11 protein-coding genes are annotated in these 16876 nt (G+C 74.7%); 3 read left to right on the top strand and 8 right to left on the bottom strand.

The genetic code is table 11. The annotated features are described in order from the left end of the window. Nucleotides 1-12 precede the first annotated feature (12 nt). From L3X23_RS32380 to L3X23_RS32370, 3 genes are read left to right on the top strand one after another with little or no spacing between them, the layout of a single operon-like run. Nucleotides 13-456 carry an HPP family protein gene (locus L3X23_RS32380; RefSeq protein WP_237197177.1) on the top strand — a complete coding sequence of 148 codons (444 nt, stop codon included), beginning with the start codon at nucleotides 13-15 and terminating at the stop codon, nucleotides 454-456. Beyond that, nucleotides 449-4210 carry an FHA domain-containing protein gene (locus L3X23_RS32375; protein ID WP_237197175.1) on the top strand — a complete coding sequence of 1254 codons (3762 nt, stop codon included), beginning with the start codon at nucleotides 449-451 and terminating at the stop codon, nucleotides 4208-4210. The genes L3X23_RS32380 and L3X23_RS32375 overlap by 8 nt, the downstream gene beginning before the upstream one ends. 48 nt (nucleotides 4211-4258) lie before the next feature. Continuing rightward, complete coding sequence (locus tag L3X23_RS32370; RefSeq protein WP_237197173.1) at nucleotides 4259-6583, top strand: protein kinase; 2325 nt, start codon at nucleotides 4259-4261, stop codon at nucleotides 6581-6583. Here the strand turns inward: L3X23_RS32370 and L3X23_RS32365 are convergent. From L3X23_RS32365 to L3X23_RS32330, 8 genes are all read right to left on the bottom strand, one after another. After that, nucleotides 6526-7422: a lysylphosphatidylglycerol synthase transmembrane domain-containing protein gene (locus L3X23_RS32365; protein ID WP_237197172.1), complete on the bottom strand. Its 897-nt coding sequence runs from the start codon at nucleotides 7420-7422 to the stop codon at nucleotides 6526-6528. The two genes, L3X23_RS32370 and L3X23_RS32365, sit on opposite strands and share 58 nt — an antisense overlap. Before the next feature lie 149 nt (nucleotides 7423-7571). Further along, nucleotides 7572-8624: a glycosyltransferase family 4 protein gene (locus tag L3X23_RS32360; RefSeq protein ID WP_237198184.1), complete on the bottom strand. Its 1053-nt coding sequence runs from the start codon at nucleotides 8622-8624 to the stop codon at nucleotides 7572-7574. After that, nucleotides 8624-9022 (bottom strand): 6-carboxytetrahydropterin synthase, encoded by a 399-nt coding sequence (locus L3X23_RS32355; protein ID WP_237197170.1) that lies wholly within the window; start codon nucleotides 9020-9022, stop codon nucleotides 8624-8626. Before L3X23_RS32355 ends, L3X23_RS32360 begins: the two co-directional genes overlap by 1 nt. A gap of 11 nt (nucleotides 9023-9033) precedes the next feature. Then, nucleotides 9034-9960 carry a zinc-binding alcohol dehydrogenase gene (locus tag L3X23_RS32350; RefSeq protein WP_237197168.1) on the bottom strand — a complete coding sequence of 309 codons (927 nt, stop codon included), beginning with the start codon at nucleotides 9958-9960 and terminating at the stop codon, nucleotides 9034-9036. Nucleotides 9961-9978: 18 nt separating this feature from the next. Then, nucleotides 9979-10650, bottom strand: coding sequence for a dihydrofolate reductase family protein (locus L3X23_RS32345; protein ID WP_237197166.1), 672 nt, complete (start codon nucleotides 10648-10650; stop codon nucleotides 9979-9981). A 122-nt stretch (nucleotides 10651-10772) separates the two neighbouring features. Next, nucleotides 10773-12083: an MFS transporter gene (locus tag L3X23_RS32340; protein WP_237197165.1), complete on the bottom strand. Its 1311-nt coding sequence runs from the start codon at nucleotides 12081-12083 to the stop codon at nucleotides 10773-10775. Between the two features lie 17 nt (nucleotides 12084-12100). After that, nucleotides 12101-13483, bottom strand: a complete 1383-nt coding sequence (locus tag L3X23_RS32335; protein ID WP_237197163.1) for an FAD-binding oxidoreductase — start codon at nucleotides 13481-13483, stop codon at nucleotides 12101-12103. A 65-nt stretch (nucleotides 13484-13548) separates the two neighbouring features. Next, the gene (locus L3X23_RS32330) at nucleotides 13549-16875 is read right to left on the bottom strand and encodes an indolepyruvate ferredoxin oxidoreductase family protein (protein ID WP_237197161.1); all 3327 of its coding nucleotides are present in this window, start codon (nucleotides 16873-16875) and stop codon (nucleotides 13549-13551) included. Nucleotide 16876 lies beyond the last annotated feature (1 nt).

Below are 16876 nucleotides of genomic sequence, written 5' to 3'. Positions count from 1 at the left end.
CGAGAACAGACCGTGCTCGTCCGCGACGTGATGTCCGCCTTCCCCGCCGTCATCCGCACCGGAGCGGACGTCCGCCGGGCCGCGGAGCTGCTCAGCGTGTCCGAGGTGGGTCACCTCATGGTGCTCGACGCGGACGACCGGTTCGTCGGCCAGCTCGCCGAGGACGACCTGATCCGGGCCCTGGTGCCCGACCTCGACGGGGTGCTCGCCGCGGGCGCCACGATGGCGGACGCCTTCCGCGTGTTCACCGAGCGGGGGCGCGAGGTGGCGGACCGCCCGATCGACCCGCTGGTCCGCCGGGAGGCGGTCACGGTGGGCCCGGACGATCCGCTCGCCAAGGTCGCGGTGGCACTGCTCGACCAGGGGCTGCGCCGGATCCCGGTGGTCGTCGACGGGGCCCTGCTGGGCACGGTCTCGCGCGCGGACGTCTGCCGGGCGGTCCTCTACCATGCCTGACGTCCGGATCCTCGTCGCGATCACGGATCTCGTCGGCGGCCGCACGGCCGAGCGGACCGTGCTGCTGCCCGTGGTGCTGGGCAGACAGGACGGCGCGGGCACGCTGACCCTGCCGGACCCCGAGGTCTCCCGCAGCCACGCCCGGCTGGAGCTGGTCGAGGGCGAGGTCGTGGTCACCGACCTGGGCAGCTCCAACGGCACCCGGGTCAACGGCGAGGTGGTCACCCGGCACGCCGTGGCGCCGACGGACGTGCTGCGGCTCGGGCGCTTCGAGCTGCGGTGGCGGGCCCCGGGGGCACAGCGGGACGCGGTGACGTTCGTCGGCACCGCCCCCGCCCCCGCCCGGCCGACGGTGTCGCCCGCCCGGGTCGTCGTCGCCACCGCGGAGCGGACCAACCGCGTGCAGGGCCACGAGCTCGACGGGTTCCTCTCCACCGAGTTCGGCCTGCTGCCGGCGGCGCCGCCGCTGCTGTCCCTGCCGGCGAGCCACGCCGCGTGGGACGAGGTGGCGGCCGAGCTCCCCCGCCGCTACGGCGGCCTGCACCTGCGCCGCCTCCTCGAGAACCTGCCCGAGCTGGACACCTCCCCCGACGCCTTGCCCGACGACGCGCTGTACCGCGCGTCGACGATCCTCGGCACGTTCGCGCACGCCTACCAGTACCTGACGACCGACCCGCCGAGCGCGCTGCCGCCCGCGGTGCTGCGGCCGTGGACCGCCGTGTCGACGCGGCTGGGCAAAGAGCTGCCGTCGATGTCCTACACCGACCTGTTCCTCTACAACTGGCGGCTGCGCGACCCCGCCGGGCCGCGGGCGCTGGACAACATGGAGCTGCTCGTCCCGAACTGGGGCAACGGCGCCGAACGCATCTTCTACCTGGTCACGACCGAGTTCGCGATGAGCCTGACCCCGGTGCTCGCGGCGATGGTCGACGCCCAGGACGCCGTGCTGCGCGAGGACGAGACCGAGGTCGGTGAGGCCCTGCTCCGCGTGCTCGACGGCCTGCGGGCCGCCACCCAGGTGATCTACCCGCAGCTGGACCCCAACCCGCGCGGCAGGCACTTCCTCGACCAGGTGGTCTGGGCGAAGACCGTCGGGACGGCCGGGGTGCCGGTCGTCGACGGCGCCCCCAGCCCCAGCGGCACGGCGCAGCCGCACGTCCACGCGATCGACGCCTTCCTCGAGCGCGCCGAGTACGGCTCGCTCGTCGGGCGGCAGAGCACCTACCTCGCGGGCCACTTCCCGCGGCACTGGACCGAGTTCGTCGCGGCGCTGCGCGAGGTCTCGGTGCGGACCTTCGTGGAGCAGCGCGGCCGCGCGGACCTGCGCGGGCTGTACAACGCGGTGCTCGACGCCTACCTCGGTGACCGCGGCTGGATGGGCCTGCACCGGATCAAGGCGTACGGGTTCCTCGAGGTCGCGTTCAAGGTGGGCAGGCAGGTCACCACCGGGGCCCGGTTCACCGGGCTGTTCAAGGACCGCACCTGGGACGCCGTGGACGGCGAGCTCGCCCTGGTCCGCGAGGAGCGCAGGCCCCCCGTGGGCAGGCCGGTGGTGTTCGGCAGGCCGGTGCGCGGCCGGCTCGTCGCGGACGCCGAGGGCGGCGGCTGGACCTGCCACCTGCAGCTCGACGTCAGCGGGCAGGGCGTCTACCACCTGCCCGGTGACCGGCTGGGTGTCCTGCCCGAGAACGACGACGACCTGGTCGAGCGGACCCTGCGGGCGCTGCAGGCCACCGGGGACGAGCTCGTCCCGCTCACCGAGCGGTGGCGGCAGGCGGTCCGGCTGCGGGCCGGGTTCTCCGACGACGTCGACGTCCTGCCGCTGCGCACGCTGCTGCGCTTCGCCCGGATCCGGCCGATGGACCGACCGGTGGCGAAGCGCCTGCTCGCGCTGTCGGCGTCCGGGGCGCTGGGCCGGGTCGTCGACGCCCGGATGGAGGACCAGTGGGAGCTGTGGGACGTGCTGAACCTGCTGCACGCGGGCGGGTTCGACGTCACGCGGCTGTGGGCGGGGCACGTCGAGGAGTCGCTCGCGGCGCTCGTGCCGCCGGAGACCTTCCGGCTGTACTCGCTGGCCGGCGCGACGGCGCCGGGTGAGCCCGCGGAGACGCTGTCGCTGGTGGTCCGCGGCCTGGGCTACACCTCCGCCCGCTCCGCCTTCTCCACCGCCCGCGAGCGCCGCGGCACGGCCTCGCACTTCCTGCGGCGCATGGCCACCGACCCGCGGCACCGCAACAAGCGGCTGTCGTTGCGGATCGTGCCCGCGCCGCGGTTCCGGCTCCCGGACGGCCCGGACACCCCCATGCTGATGTTCGCCGCGGGCTCCGGGGTCGCGCCGTTCCACGGGCTCGTCGCGGCCCGCGGGGAGCGGCCCGCGGTCCTGTACGTGGGCGCGCGCACGGCGGGCGACCTCGACCTGGCGGACTTCGACGCGGCCGCCGCCCGCGGCGGGTTCACCCTGCACACCGCGTTGTCCCGCGAGGACGCCACGCTCATGTTCGACGGCACGGCCCACGCGCCCTCCGCGGGCACCCGGGCGCGGGTGCCGGACCTCGTCGCCGCGCACGACCCCTGGGACCTGCTGCGCACCGCCCGGGTCTACGTGTGCGGGCGCACCGACTTCGCGGTCTCGGTGATCGAGGCGCTCAAGGAGGTCGCGCGGCCGCGCACCGATCCCGACGAGTTCGTGCGCAGGCTGGTCGCGGAGGACCGGCTGCAGCTGGACGTCTTCACCACCTACGGCGGGCACGCCCAGCAGGGCCGGATGCTGGAGGTCTCGGAGCTGGTCCGGCACCCCGCCACCGCCGCGACGCCGTGGATGGCGGTGAGCGGCAAGGTCTACGACATGACCGAGTTCGTCCACCTGCACGTGGGCGGGCCGCACATCGTGCTCAACAACTGCGGGCTCGACGGCACGGACGCCTACCAGCGCGTGCTGCACCACGCGCACGCCGAGATCGACGCCCAGCTCGGCATGTACGAGCTCGGCACCCTGCGCAGGCTGCGGTTCGGCGGCCGCTGGGGTGTGGTGCCCACGGCGGAGGGGCTGCGGTTCCTCTCGCTGGACGACCTGTTCACGACCTGGGTGCGCACGATCTACCTGGTCGTCGGCATGCAGAACGCGCTGGTCGCGGACGTCGGGTTCGCGGACCGGGCGGCCACCGGGCCGGACGATCCGGGTGAGCTCACGCCCTACAAGGCCCAGTTCCTCGTCGAGGGGCACCGCCGTTTCCTGGTCAGCTACCTCGACGGCCTGCTCGACGACGACCTGCGCACCCTGTGGCGGCTCACCGCCGGGTACTGCGCGGACGACGTGGACCTGCGCACGGCGGACCGGACCCTGGCCGCGCTGGCCGAGACGGCGGGCTACCGGCAGGTGCGCGGGATCGCCGCCCACCTGAAGGACCTGGTCGGGCAGGTGGAGCGGGGCGGGCGGGCGCCGAGCGCGCTGGTCCCCGCGTGCCGGCTGCTCGCGGCCGAGGACGTCCGGCTGCTGTCGGAGATCACCCTCGCCCTGCGGGAGGGGATCCTCGCGTTCGAAGAGCACGAGGAGGCGGTCCGGGAGGCGGCGGGAGCGCGGCTGGTGGCCGCCGTCGACGCCGCCTTCACGGCCGTGACCGGCTACTACGCCCGGCTGGCCACGGGGTTGGCCGAGCTGGGGATCGTGGTGCCGGAGGGGCTGCCGGACGTCGCGGACGATCCCGTGCCCGAGGACGGCGGGCTGCCCGGACACGGCGGCGCGCTCGATCGTTAACACCGGGGCCCGTCGCACCGAGGAACCGGCGAGGCGGGGGAGGCGGCGTTGCAGCAGATCGGGCACTACCGGCTGGAGGAGCTCCTCGGGGTCGGCGGGATGGGCGAGGTCTACCGCGCGTTCGACACCCGGCGGGACCGGATGGTGGCGCTCAAGCTGCTGCCGGAGGGGCTGGCCAAGGACCCGGAGTTCCTCCGGCGGTTCCAGCGCGAGTCGCACGTCGCGGCGCGGCTGCGGGAGCCGCACGTCATCCCGATCCACGACTACGGCGAGCTCGACGGCCGGCTGTTCATCGACATGCGCCTGGTCGACGGCGAGAACCTGCGGACCATGCTCGAACGCACCGGCCCGCTCGCCCCCGAGGAGGCCGTCGCGGTGATCGGCCAGGTCGCCGAGGCGCTCGAGGCGGCGCACGCGGACGGGCTGGTGCACCGGGACATCAAGCCGTCGAACGTGCTGGTGACCCCCGGCGGGTTCGTGTACGTCGTCGACTTCGGGATCGCCCGCACCGTCGGGACCGCGCGCACCTCGGTGACGATCACCGGCGTGACCGTCGGGACGCTCGACTACATGGCGCCGGAGCGCTTCACCAACCAGACGATCGACGGCCGCACGGACGTCTACTCGCTGGCCTGCCTGCTCTACGAATGCCTCACCGCGACCGGCCCGTTCCCCGGCGAGGACCTGCCGTCGCTGATGTTCAACCACCTCTACACCGACCCGCCGCGACCCAGCGAGGCGCAGGCCGGGCTGCCCGCCGCGCTCGACGACGTCGTGACCCGCGGCATGGCGAAGTCCCTGGACGGCCGGTTCCCCACCCCCACGGCCCTCGCGGCGGCGGCCAAGGTGGCGCTGCAGAGCGGGGTGGCGCCCGCCGCACCCGCGCGGCCGCTGGACCGCACCGTGCAGTCGGTGCTCGCCGCGCCGCCCGCGGACCTGCGCACCGCCACCCCGGTCGCCGAGCCTCCCGCACCTCCCCTGACCCCGGTTTCCGTGCCGCCTGCTCCCGAGCCGCCTGCTCCCGAGCCGCCTGCTCCCGAGCCGCCGGTGGCCGAGGAGCCGGTCGCGGAGGAGCCCGTCACCGCGACGGCGGACACCGCCCCGCCCGCGGACCCGGACGCGACCACCCGGATCACCCTGGGCGAGGTCCCGCCCCCGCCCGCGGGCGCGGAGCCACCGCCCACGGACGACGGCGACCGCACCGTGGTGATCGGGGCGGGGACGCCCCCGCCGCCGCTCTCCGCCCCCAAGTCCGGGCGCGGGCGGACCTGGGTGGCCGTCGGTGCGTCCGTGCTCGCCGCCGCCCTGGCCGCCGTGCTCGTCTTCGTGCTGGTGCGGCCCGGTACGCCGGCCGCCGCGACCCACGACCACGACGCGGCCGCACCGACCGGCCCGGTCCCGACCGTGGCCCAGAACGCCGCCGTGCCGGCCGCGGAGCAGGCCGCCCCGCAGGTCGCGACGGCCATCGCCGTCCCGACGGTGAACGGCACCATCCCCGTCGGCCCCACCCCCGGATACCTGGAGGTGGCGCCGAACGGCCGGTTCGCCTACATCGCCAACCGGGACGCGGGCGTCGTCACGGTGCTGGACACCAAGATCAACCAGGTCACCGCCACGATCCCGATCCCGGCCGGTCCGCCGCAGTTCGTGTCCTTCTCACCGGACGGCTCGCGGGCCTACGTGAGCATCTACAACACCGAGAAGACGGTGAACCTGATCGGCGTGCTGGACACGTCGTCGAACACGCTGCTGACCACCATCCCGGTGGGCAAGCGGCCGTTCGCGTCGGCGACGACGCAGGACGGGAAGCTGCTCTACGTCCCCAGCCACGACGACGGCAAGCTGGACCTGATCGACACGACCACGGACACGGTGGTCCAGGAGATCACCGTGCCGCCGAACCCGCACTGGGTGGTGTTCAGCAAGGACGGCAAGACGCTCTACACGGCCAACCACGAGTCCAACGTGGTCTCCGTGCTGGACGTGGCCACCAACACCGTCCGCACCACCATCCCGGTCGGGACCAGCCCGCACGCCACGGCGCTGTCGCCGGACGGCTCCCGCGTGTCGGTGGTCAACTTCGACAGCAGCACCGTCTCGGTGATCGACACCGCCACGAACGCGGTCGTCGCGACCGTGCCGGTGGGCAAGAAGCCGCAGGACATCGCCTACACCGCGGACGGGCACTACCTCTACACCGCGAACGTCGACGGCAACTCCGTCTCGGTGATCGACACCGCGACGAACCAGATCACCGCGACCATCCCGGCACCGTCGCCGACCAGCGTGTCGATGCTGCCGAACGGGCGGCAGGCCTACGTCACGCTGCTGGGGGCCGGGGAGGTCATGGTGCTCGACGCGAGCGCCACCTGAGCCCTCCCCGGCAGCCCGCTGCGCCTGCGCAGCAGGACCAGCGCACCCGGGAGCGTGCTCACCAGGGTGAGCACGCCGTAGACCACCGCGGTGCTCAAGCCCTGGGCCGCGCCCAGGCCGACCGCGCCGAAGGCCAGGGCGGCAGCGGCCTCGCGCGGGCCGAACCCGCCGACGTTGACCGGCAGGCCCATCACGAACAGCGCCAGGACCAGCAGCGGCAGCACCTCGACGGTCGGCGCGGACACCCCGACGGCGCGCGCGGCGACCAGGAACAGGCCGAGGTACCCGACCAACGCGAGCAGGGAGAGGCCGAGCACGGCCGGGGACGTCCCGCGCACGGCGTCGCGCAGGAGGGTGCCCAGTGCCGACCGGACCCGGCGGACGGCGAGGACCAGACCCACCCCGAGTCCCCCCGCCCCCAGGACGAGGGCCCACGGGATGTGGAGCACCTGCAGGACCGCGGGCTCGACGGCCAGCACCGCGACGCCGACCAGCACCAGCACGATCTGGCCCGCGGACTTCTCGATCACGACGGCGCGGGCGGAGCGCCCGACGTCTCCGGTGGCGCGGCCGTGCGCCACCGCCCGCCCGACGTCCCCGAGCACGCCCGCCGGGAGCACGGTGTTGAGGAAGAGCGCCTGGTAGCAGTCGGCGACCGCGGGGCGCAGCCGCATCGGCATCCCGAGCCTGCGCGAGACCAGGGCCCACCGCCACGCCCCGCACACCGTGGTCGCCGCGCCGATGGCCAGTGCCGCGGCGATCGCGGGGAGGTCCACTGCGCGCAGGCCGTCCAGGAACGGCCCGGCCCCGAGCCGCCACACCACGACCCCCAGCAACACCAGCGCCGCAACGGTGCGGGTGCGGGGATGGGTGAGGGCACGTTTCGTGCGCTCACTGCTGCATGATCGCGGTTTCCGTGCGCCGGCCGCGGTGTCCGCAGCAGTGAGCGCACGAAACGTGCCGGACCGGGACCGGCGCTCGGTCGTGGTCATGCGGCGACTCCCACCAGGATCGTGTGCAGCTCCCCCGCGGCCTGGGGCCAGGTCCGCAGGCCCGCGCGGCGGGCCAGGGCGGCGCGGCGCAGCGGGGCCGGGTCGGCGAGGACGCGGTGCAGCGCCGCGGCCAGCGCGGCGGGGTCCTCCGCCGGGACGAGCAGCGCCGCGTCGCCGACCGCCTCGCGCACCCCGCCGACGTCGGATGCGACGACCGGGAGGCCGCGGGCCAGGGCCTCGGTCGCCACCATGCCGTAGGACTCGCGGCGCGACGGCTGGACCAGCAGGTCGGCGGCGGCGAACTCCGCGTCGAGCGCGGCCCCGGTGAGCGGTCCGACGAGGGTGACCCGCGGGTGGCGCGCCAGCGCGGCGGCGAACTCCGGCGCCCGGTCCGGCGAGCCCACGAGCCGGCAGGTCCAGGCGGTGTCGGCGAGCCGGTCGAGGGCCGCGAGCAGCACGTCCTGCCCCTTGGTCGGGGTCAGCGAGCCGACGCAGAGCAGGGCCCCGCCGCCCGAGCCCGGCGCGACGGGGGCCGGGTCGACGCCCGGCCGGACGACCGCGACGTCGGCGAGCCCGTGCACCGCCCGCAGCCGCTCCGCCGACCACGCGCTCGTCGCGACGACCGCGGCCGCCGCGTGCAGCACCGCCCGCTCCCGGGACTCGAGCGCCGGGTGCGCGCCCGCCTCGTCGCCGAGCGGCAGGTGCACCAGCACGACCAGCCGCAACCGCGCCGCCTCCGGCACGACGACGGTGGGCGCGGCGCAGGCCACCAGCCCGTCGAGCAGGACCGTCTCGCCGGCGGGGACCGCCGCGAGCGCCGCGGCGAGCGCGGTGAGGTCGGCGGGGGCGGGATGCGGCCACGCACCCGCGGCGAGGACCTCCGCGACGGGGTAGGGGGCGCCGGGGGCCGCGAGACCCCCCAGACTCGCGGAACCCGGCGCCACCGCCGCGTCGGGTCCCGCGAGCGCGGTGAGGATCCGGCGGTCGTAGACGTTCCCGCCGCTCGGGCGGCGGGGGTCGTCGACGTCCGCGGGGAGCACCGCGCGCATCACAGCGGGCGGGTGTAGGTGGCCCAGGCGACGTGCGACTCGTGCAGCGTCACCTCGAGCGCGGTGAGCCCGCGGGCACCGGGGCCCAGCTCGTCCGCCGCGATCCGCCCCGCCAACCGGTCCGCGACGACCTGCGCGAGGAACTCGGTGGAGGTGTTGCGGCCCGCGAACTCGGGGAGGTCGTCGAGGTTGCGGTAGGTCAGCTCGGCCAGCACGGCCTTGAGCGCCTCCGACGCGAGCCCGATGTCCACGACCAGGTCGTCGGCGTCGAGCTCGGGGCGGCGGAAGGTCGCGTCCACCACGAACGTCGCACCGTGCAAGCGCTGGGCGGGCCCGAAGACCGCACCGGTGAAGCTGTGGGCGACCATCATGTGGTCGCGCACCGTGATCCCGAACATGTGAGCCCCTTTCAGTAGTCCACACGGACACAGAGGCCGGACGGTTCACCCAGGATTCCCGGCAGGCGCTCGGCCAGGGCGGAGAACGGCACCGCGTCCGTGATCACCGCGTCGAACCGCGGGTCGGCGAGCAGCCGCAGGGCGAGTGCCATCCGGTCGGCGTAGCCCCACCGGGCCCGCCGCGCCCCCGCGACCATCCCGACCTGCGAGGACCGCACGGTCAGCCGCCGCGGGTGGAAGGCGCCGCCCAGCTGCACCGACACCGGCGCGTCCCCGTACCAGGACAGCTCGATCACCGAGCTCTCCACACCGAGCAGGTCCAGGGACCGCTGCAGCCCGGCCGAGGTGCCCGACGTGTGGAACACCAGGTCGCAGTCCCCCGCGGGGTCGTCCACACAGGACACCCCCCACGGCGCGAGCACCGCGGACCGGTCCCGCGGGTCCACCACCTGCACGCGCACCCCCGGGATGTCCGAGAGCAGCGCCGCGACGCAACAGCCGACCATCCCCGCCCCCACCACGGCGATCCGGTCCCCCACCCGCGGGCCCGCGTCCCACAGGGCGTTGACCGCCGTCTCGACGGTCCCGGCGAGCACCGCGCGCGCCGCCGGCACGTCGTCGGGCACGGGCACCAGCGCGGACGGGGGCACCGCGTAGACGTCCTGGTGGGGGTACAGGCAGAACACCACCTCGCCCGCCGCCGTGCGCCCGACGTTGAGGTACCCGTACTTCACCGGCCCCGGGAACTCGCCCTCCTGGAACGGCGCCCGCATCTCCGCGGCCTGCGTGGCCGGGACCCCGCCCCGGAAGACCAGCGCCTCGGTCCCGCGGCTGATCCCGGAGTGCAGCGTCCGGACGAGCACCTCGCCCGGTCCCGGCACCGGGTCCGGGCCCTCGACCAGGGCGGCCGCGCCCGGGGTGGTCCAGAGCGCCCTCACAGCGCCCTCACAGCGCTCTCACGACGACCGGGGGAAGTACTGCAGGAACATCAGGTCCCCGATCTGTCGGGACTTGCCCAGCGTCATCCGGTTCCCGGGCCCCTGGGGGAACGCCGCGGCGTTGACGAAGCGGGGCGCCTTCGGCTGCCCCACGAAGAAGGGCGCGTAGACCACGTGCAGCTCGTCGACCACGCCCGCCGCGAGGAACAGGGTGTGCACGGCGCCGCCGCCCTCCACCATGAGCCGCTCGATCCCGCGCTCGTGCAGGTCGTGCAGCAGCCGCTCGACGGTCAGCGGGTCGCCCGCGCCGACCACGGTGGCCCCGGTGAGGGTGCGCTGCAGCCGCGCCACCTGCGCGTCACAGGTGTAGACGTACCGGGCGGTGTCCCCCGCGGTGAAGAACCGCGCGTGCGGGTCGACCTTGCCGCAGCGGGTCAGCGTGACCTTCGCGGGCGACGCGGGTCTGCCCGCGGCGACCCGCGCCGCCCGCCGCTCGGCGGAGCGGACGAGCAGCCGGGGATCGTCGGCCCGGATGGTGCCCGCCCCGACCAACAGGGCGTCCGACCAGGCGCGGACCTCGTCCACGCGGTCGAGGTCCTCGTCGTCGGACAGCAGGAGCCGCGCGTCGGCGACGTCGTCGATGTACCCGTCGAGTGAGACGGCCGCCGAGGCGATCACATACGGGCGCACGGGTCGATGGTGCCCCCTGCGCCACCGCCGACACCACGGCCGGGTCTCGGCTCCGCCGTTCGGCCCAGCAGCCGAGATCCCGAACGGCGGCGAACGTGGCCGCCGCATCCATCCGTCGGATCTCAGGTCCGGGCCCGCGCGCGCAGCGCCCAGGTCACCACCGCCGCGGAGACCATGACGACCCCCACCACCCACAGGCCGGTGCGGTTGCTGCCGGTCGCGTCCGACAACGCGCCGGTGACGTAGGGCGCCACGAACCCGGACAGGTTGCCCAGCGAGTTGATCAACCCGATCCCGGCCGCGGCCGCGGCGCCGGTCAGGTACGCCGTCGGCAGCGACCAGAAGCCGGGCAGCGCGGCGAGCACCCCGCAGGCGCAGACCGTCACGGCGACGACCGCCAACCACGGGTTCGCCATGTACAGCGCGACCGGGATGGACAGGCCGCCGACCAGCGCGGGGACGGCGACCCGGATCGTCGGGTTCGCGGCGCGCCGGGTCCAGAGGATCATCGCGACGAGCCCGACGGCGTAGGGGATCGCCGTGATGAGCCCCTGCTGCACCGTCGTGAACCGGGTGCCGTACTGCACCGCGAAGTTCTTCACGATCGTCGGGAGGAAGAAGCCCAGGGCGTACAGGCCGTAGACGATGCCGAAGTACACCCAGCTCAGCGCCAGCACCCGCGGGCTCCTGAGCGCGCCGAGGACGGACTTCGGCCCCTCCTCCGAGACCTGCGCGCCCTCGGCCGCGACGGCCCGCTCCAGGGCGTCTCGTTCGTCGGCGGGCATCCACCTCGCCGCCGCCGGGCGGTCGGTCAGCGCGAACCACACGACCACGGCCAGCAGGATCGCGGGGATCCCCTCCACCAGGAACATCACCCGCCAGCCGGACAGCCCCCACAGCCCGTGGCCGTGCTCGATGATCAGCGAGGACACGACGGCGCCGAGCGCGGTGGAGATCGGGACGGCCGTCATGAACCAGGCGGTCATCCGGGCGCGCTGCCCGGCCGGGAACCAGTAGGTCAGGTACAGGATGATGCCGGGGAAGAAGCCCGCCTCCGCCACCCCGAGCAGGAACCGCAGCACGATCAGCACGGTCGCGTTCGGCGTGAACGCCATGATCGTGGCCACGATCCCCCAGGTCACGAGGATGCGCGCGATCCAGCGCCGGGCCCCGAAGCGGTGCAGCAGCAGGTTGCTCGGCACCTCGAGGAGCAGGTACCCGATGAAGAACACGCCCGCCGCGACCCCGAACATCGTGGCCGAGAGCCCGAGCTCCTCGTTCATGCCGTTCGGGCCCGCGAACCCGATGTTGACCCGGTCCAGGTAGTTGACGAAGTACAGCACGATCAACAGCGGGATGAGCCGCCGCCCGGCCCGGCGCACACCCGAGCGGACCAGCTGCTCGTCCCGGCCGACGTCGGTGTCGGAGGACATGGGAGCTCCCCTTGTCGCTAGAAGGCCTTGCCGGGGTTGAGGATGCCCCGCGGGTCGAGAGCCTGCTTGACGGAGCGGTGCAGGGCCAGCACCGCCGGGCTCAGCTCCGCCGCGAGCCCCGCCCGCTTCAGCAGCCCGACGCCGTGTTCCCCGGTCACCGTGCCGCCGAGCTCGAGCGCCGCGGCGACGATGTCGTCGAACGCGCGCTGCGCCCGGGCGCGGGCGGCGTCGTCGCCGTGGTCGACGATCAGCAGCGGGTGCAGGTTGCCGTCGCCCGCGTGGGCGATGTTGGCGATGGTGATCGCGTGCCGCTGCGCGGTGGCCTCGATGCGGGCGAGCATCTCGGGCACCTTCGCCTTCGGCACGCAGACGTCCTCGGTCAGCACCGGGCCCAGCCGTTCCAGGGCCGGGTAGGCGAGTCTGCGGGCGGCGAACAGCGCCTCGGACTCCGCCGCGTCCGTCGCGCGCACCGCGAAGGTCGCGCCGGCGCCCTCGAAGCACTCGACCATGCGCGCCGCCGCCGACTCCCCGGCCGCTCCGGGCTCGTCGAGCCGGGCGAGCAGCACGACCTCCGCCTCTACCGAGAGCCCCATGTTCTTCCAGTCGTCGACCGCCTTCAGGCAGTGCTTGTCGACCAGCTCCAGGGCCGCGGGGGTGAGCCCGGCGGAGGCGCTCGCCGCGACCGCCTCCCCGGCGTCCACGATGGACGAGAAGTACCCGGCGACGGTGATCGAGGGCGGCGGCAGCGGGCGGAGCTTCACGGTGACCTCGGTGACGATCCCCAGCGTGCCCTCGGACCCCACCATCAGCCCGGCCAGGTCGTAGCCCGCGACGCCCTTCGCCGTGCGGCGCCCGAGCCGGACGAGCTCGCCGGTGCCGGTCACGACCTGCAGGCCGAGCACGTAGTCCCGGGTCACGCCGTACTTCACACAACACAGCCCGCCCGCGTTGGTGGCGACGTTCCCGCCGATCGTCGACCACGGCGAGCTGGCCGGGTCCGGCGGGTACCAGAGACCCTCCTTCGCGACGGCGGCGCGCAGGTCGTCGTTCACCACGCCCGGCTGGACGACGGCCAGCCGCTCGAGCGGGTCGATCTCCAGGACCCGGTCCATGCGGTCCAGGGCGAGCACGACGCACCCGTCGACGGCGTTCGCGCCGCCGGACAGCCCGGTCCCCGCCCCGCGGGCGACGACCGGCACCCCGTGCGCGTAGCAGGCCCGCACGACCTGCGCGACCTCCTCCGCGGAGGCCGCGCGGACGACGGCCAGCGGGATCCCGACGGGGGCCCACTCGGCCTCGTCGTGCGACAGGGAGGCCGTCACGTCCGGGTCGGTGAGCACCCGGCCCGCGGGCAGGTCCAGCGCGTCGAGCACGCTCGCCGCTCGCTCGGGAAGGTCCACCTGCGGATGGTAGAGCGCCTCCGGCGCTCGTGAGTGGTAAGTGGTGCCAGAGCACCACTTACCACTCACAGGCGGCGCAGCCGCAGGTCTGCCTCGGCCCGGAATCGCGCCACGTTGGCGAGCTTGATGTCCTCGTAGCCCCGCACCAGGTCGGCCAGCTCCGCGATCTCGACGAGGGCGTCCTCGTCGGCGGTGCGGGACAGCGCCTCGCGGACCAGGGCCTGGTACTCCCCCACCAGCTCCCGCTCGACGCGGCGGACCCCGGCGTAGCCGAACACGTCGAAGGCGGTGCCGCGCAGGCCCTTCGCCGCCCGCAGCCCACGGAAGGCCAGGTCGGCGGTGCGCCCGGAGAGCCGCATCTTGTTCTTCATCCCCAGGGCGCGCAGGACGGGCGGGTGCAGCAGGACCGAGACCTTCGCGTCCGGCCCGAACTCGGCGTCCCGGCGGGCCTTCTCCGCCGGGTCCAGGTGCAGGCGGGCGACCTCGTACTCGTCCTTGTAGGCCAGCAGCTTGTGCAGGCCGCGGGCGTAGGCGGCACCGACCCGCTCGCCTGCCGTCAACGCGACGCGGCGGACCTCCTCGGCGTAGCGCGCGGCCAACGCGGCGTCCTGGAAGCCGGTGAGGTCCTCGACGCGGACCGCGAGGACCTCGTCGAGGGTCTCCGCCGGGCCGGTGCCGGGCTGCGGGTGCAGGGCGGCACCGAGGGCCGCACGGACGGCCGCGGCGTCGAGCACCGCCGCGCGGCCCCACCGGAACGCGGTCAGGGTCTTCTCGACCGACGCGCCGTTGAGCCGGATCGCCTCCTCGAGGGCTCCGGCGGACACCGGCAGGCAGCCTGCCTGGTAGGCGGCGCCGAGCAGCACCATGTTGGTGGGCATGTGGTCGCCGAACAGGGTCTCGGCCACGGCCTGCGCATCCACCGCCACCACGCTCGCGGTGGCGTCGGCGATGCGGGCGACGGCGTCGTCGGCCGTGTCCAGCACCCCGCCCCGGACCATGGCGGCGGTCGGCACGACCGCGGTGTTCAGCACCGCCACGGTGTGCTCGGGCCGGGCCACGGCGAGGTTCGCCGCCGCGGCCGCGCCGAGCACGTCGAACCCGAGCAGCACGTCCGCGGTGCCGCGCGAGGCCCGCACCGCGCCGCGGACCGGCTGCTTCGCGATCCGGACGTCCGAGACGACCGGGCCGCCCTTCTGCGCCAGCCCGACCTGCTCCAGCCCCGCCGCGAACAGCCCGTCCAGGTGCGCGGCCATCTGCAGGATCTGCGAGGCGGTGACCACGCCCGTCCCGCCGATGCCGGGCATGCGGACCAGGGTCTCGTCGCCGTCGAAGCGCGGCTCGGGCTCGACGAGGGCGACCGGCAGCTCCGGCGGGGTCCGCACGACCGTGCCCGGCTCCACCAGCAGGAACGACGGGCAGTCTCCCTTGAGACAGGACAGGTCGGAGTTGCAGGACGACTGGTGGATGCGGGTCTTGCGGCCGAACTCCGTCGCGACGGGCTGCACCGACAGGCACGTCGACTGGTCCCCGCAGTCCCCGCAGCCCTCGCACACCCGCTCGTTGACCACGACCTTCTCCGCCGGCGTGGGGAGCTTGCCCCGCTTGCGCAGCCTGCGCTCCTCGGCGGCGCAGCGGTCGTCGTGGATCAGCACGGTCACCCCGTCGAGCGCGGCGAGCTCGGCCTCCACCTCGGCGAAGTCGTCCCGATGCCGCACGTCGAGCGCCGTTCCGCGGTACTTCGCGGGGTCGTCGGTGGTGACGACGATCTTGCGGACGCCCTCGGTCTCCAGCAGCGCCACGATCTCCGGGACCGACAGCCGCCCCACGGCCTGCTGGCCGCCGGTCATCGCGACGGCGTCGTTGTAGAGCAGCTTGTAGGTCATCGTCGCCCCGCCCGCGACCGCGGCGCGGATCGCGAGCGAGCCGGAGTGGTGGAAGGTGCCGTCGCCGAGGTTCTGCACGAAGTGCCGGTCGTCGGTGAAGGGGGCCAGGCCCAGCCACTGGGTGCCCTCGCCGCCCATCTGGGTCAGGCCGATCTGCGTCCCGCGGCCCTCCGGGTTGATCGCGATCATGGCGTGGCAGCCGATCCCGACCCCCACCAGCGTGCCGTCCGCGGCCTTGGTCGAGGTGTTGTGCGGGCAGCCCGAGCAGAAGAACGGGGTGCGGGCGGCCAGCGGCAGCGTGATCCGGGACGGCCGCCGCACCTCGACCAGCGGGCGCGGCAGCCGGTCCGCCCCGATCCGCGCGGCCAGCGCCTGCGCGACCTCCTCGGCCCCGAGCTGACCGCGCGCGGTGAGCAACGGGCGGTCGTGGTCGTCCCGGCGGCCGATCACCAGCGGCGCGTCCGGGACGCGGTAGAGCGCCTCGCGCAGGTGCCCCTCCAGGAACGGCACCTTGTCCTCCACCACCAGCACCTCGTCGAGGCCCGCGGTGAGCCTGCGCAGCTCGGCGGCGTCGGTCGGCCAGGGCATGTCGAGGCGGATCAGCCGGATGCCCAGGTGCGCGCACGCGGCCTCGTCGAGGCCCAGGTCGTCGAGCGCACGCTGCAGGACCGCGAACCCGGTGCCGCTCGCGAGGAGCCCACGGGTCGCGCCCGCCGGCGCGAAGACCGCGCGGTTCAGGCCGGTCTCGCGCGCGTACCGGCGGGCCAGGTCGAGGCGGCGGGTGAGCATGTCGTGCTCGGCGTCGAGCGCGGACGGCCCGACGAGTGCGCCCGCGGCCGGGCGGGCCTGCGCGGGCGGGAGCGGGATGCCGTCGCGCAGGTGCGCGAGGTCCACCGTCGCGGAGGCGTCGGCGTTGTCCGCCACGATCTTCAACCCGGTCCACAGACCCGAGGCCCGGGACAGCGCCACCGCGTGCAGCCCCAGCCCGATGATCTCCTCGACGGTGCCCGGCGCCAGCACCGGCATGACCAGGCTCTGTGCCATCGGCTCGCACGAGCTCGGCACGGTCGAGGACTTCGACGCCGGGTCGTCACCGATGATCGCCACCGCCCCGCCCAGGGTCGCGGTGCCGGCGAGGTTGCCGTGCCTGATGGCGTCCGCCGCCCGGTCGAGCCCGGGGTTCTTGCCGTACCAGAACCCGACCACGCCCTCGTGTCGCCGCCCCGGGACCTGGCCCAGCAGCTGGGTCCCCGCGACCGCGGTGGCGGCGAGCTCCTCGTTGACCCCCGGCTGGAACACGATGCCGTCGAGGAACCGCTGCGAGCGCAGCAGCTCCGAGTCCAACCCGCCCAGCGGCGAGCCCTGGTAGCCGGACACGAAGACGCGCGTGTCCAGGCCCCGGTCGGTGTCCAGGGCGCGCTGCTCGATCATCAACCGGACGAGTGCCTGGATGCCGGTCAGCAGCGCCCGGCCCCGGTGCGCGGCGTAGCGGTCGTCGAGGGTCACCATG

The sequence above is a fragment of the Pseudonocardia sp. WMMC193 genome (assembly GCF_021728735.1).
In the GTDB taxonomy this organism is placed as follows: Bacteria; Actinomycetota; Actinomycetes; order Mycobacteriales; family Pseudonocardiaceae; genus Pseudonocardia; species Pseudonocardia oroxyli.
Note: the sequence above shows the minus strand (reverse complement) of the source record. Positions and strands in the feature narration are given on the sequence as shown.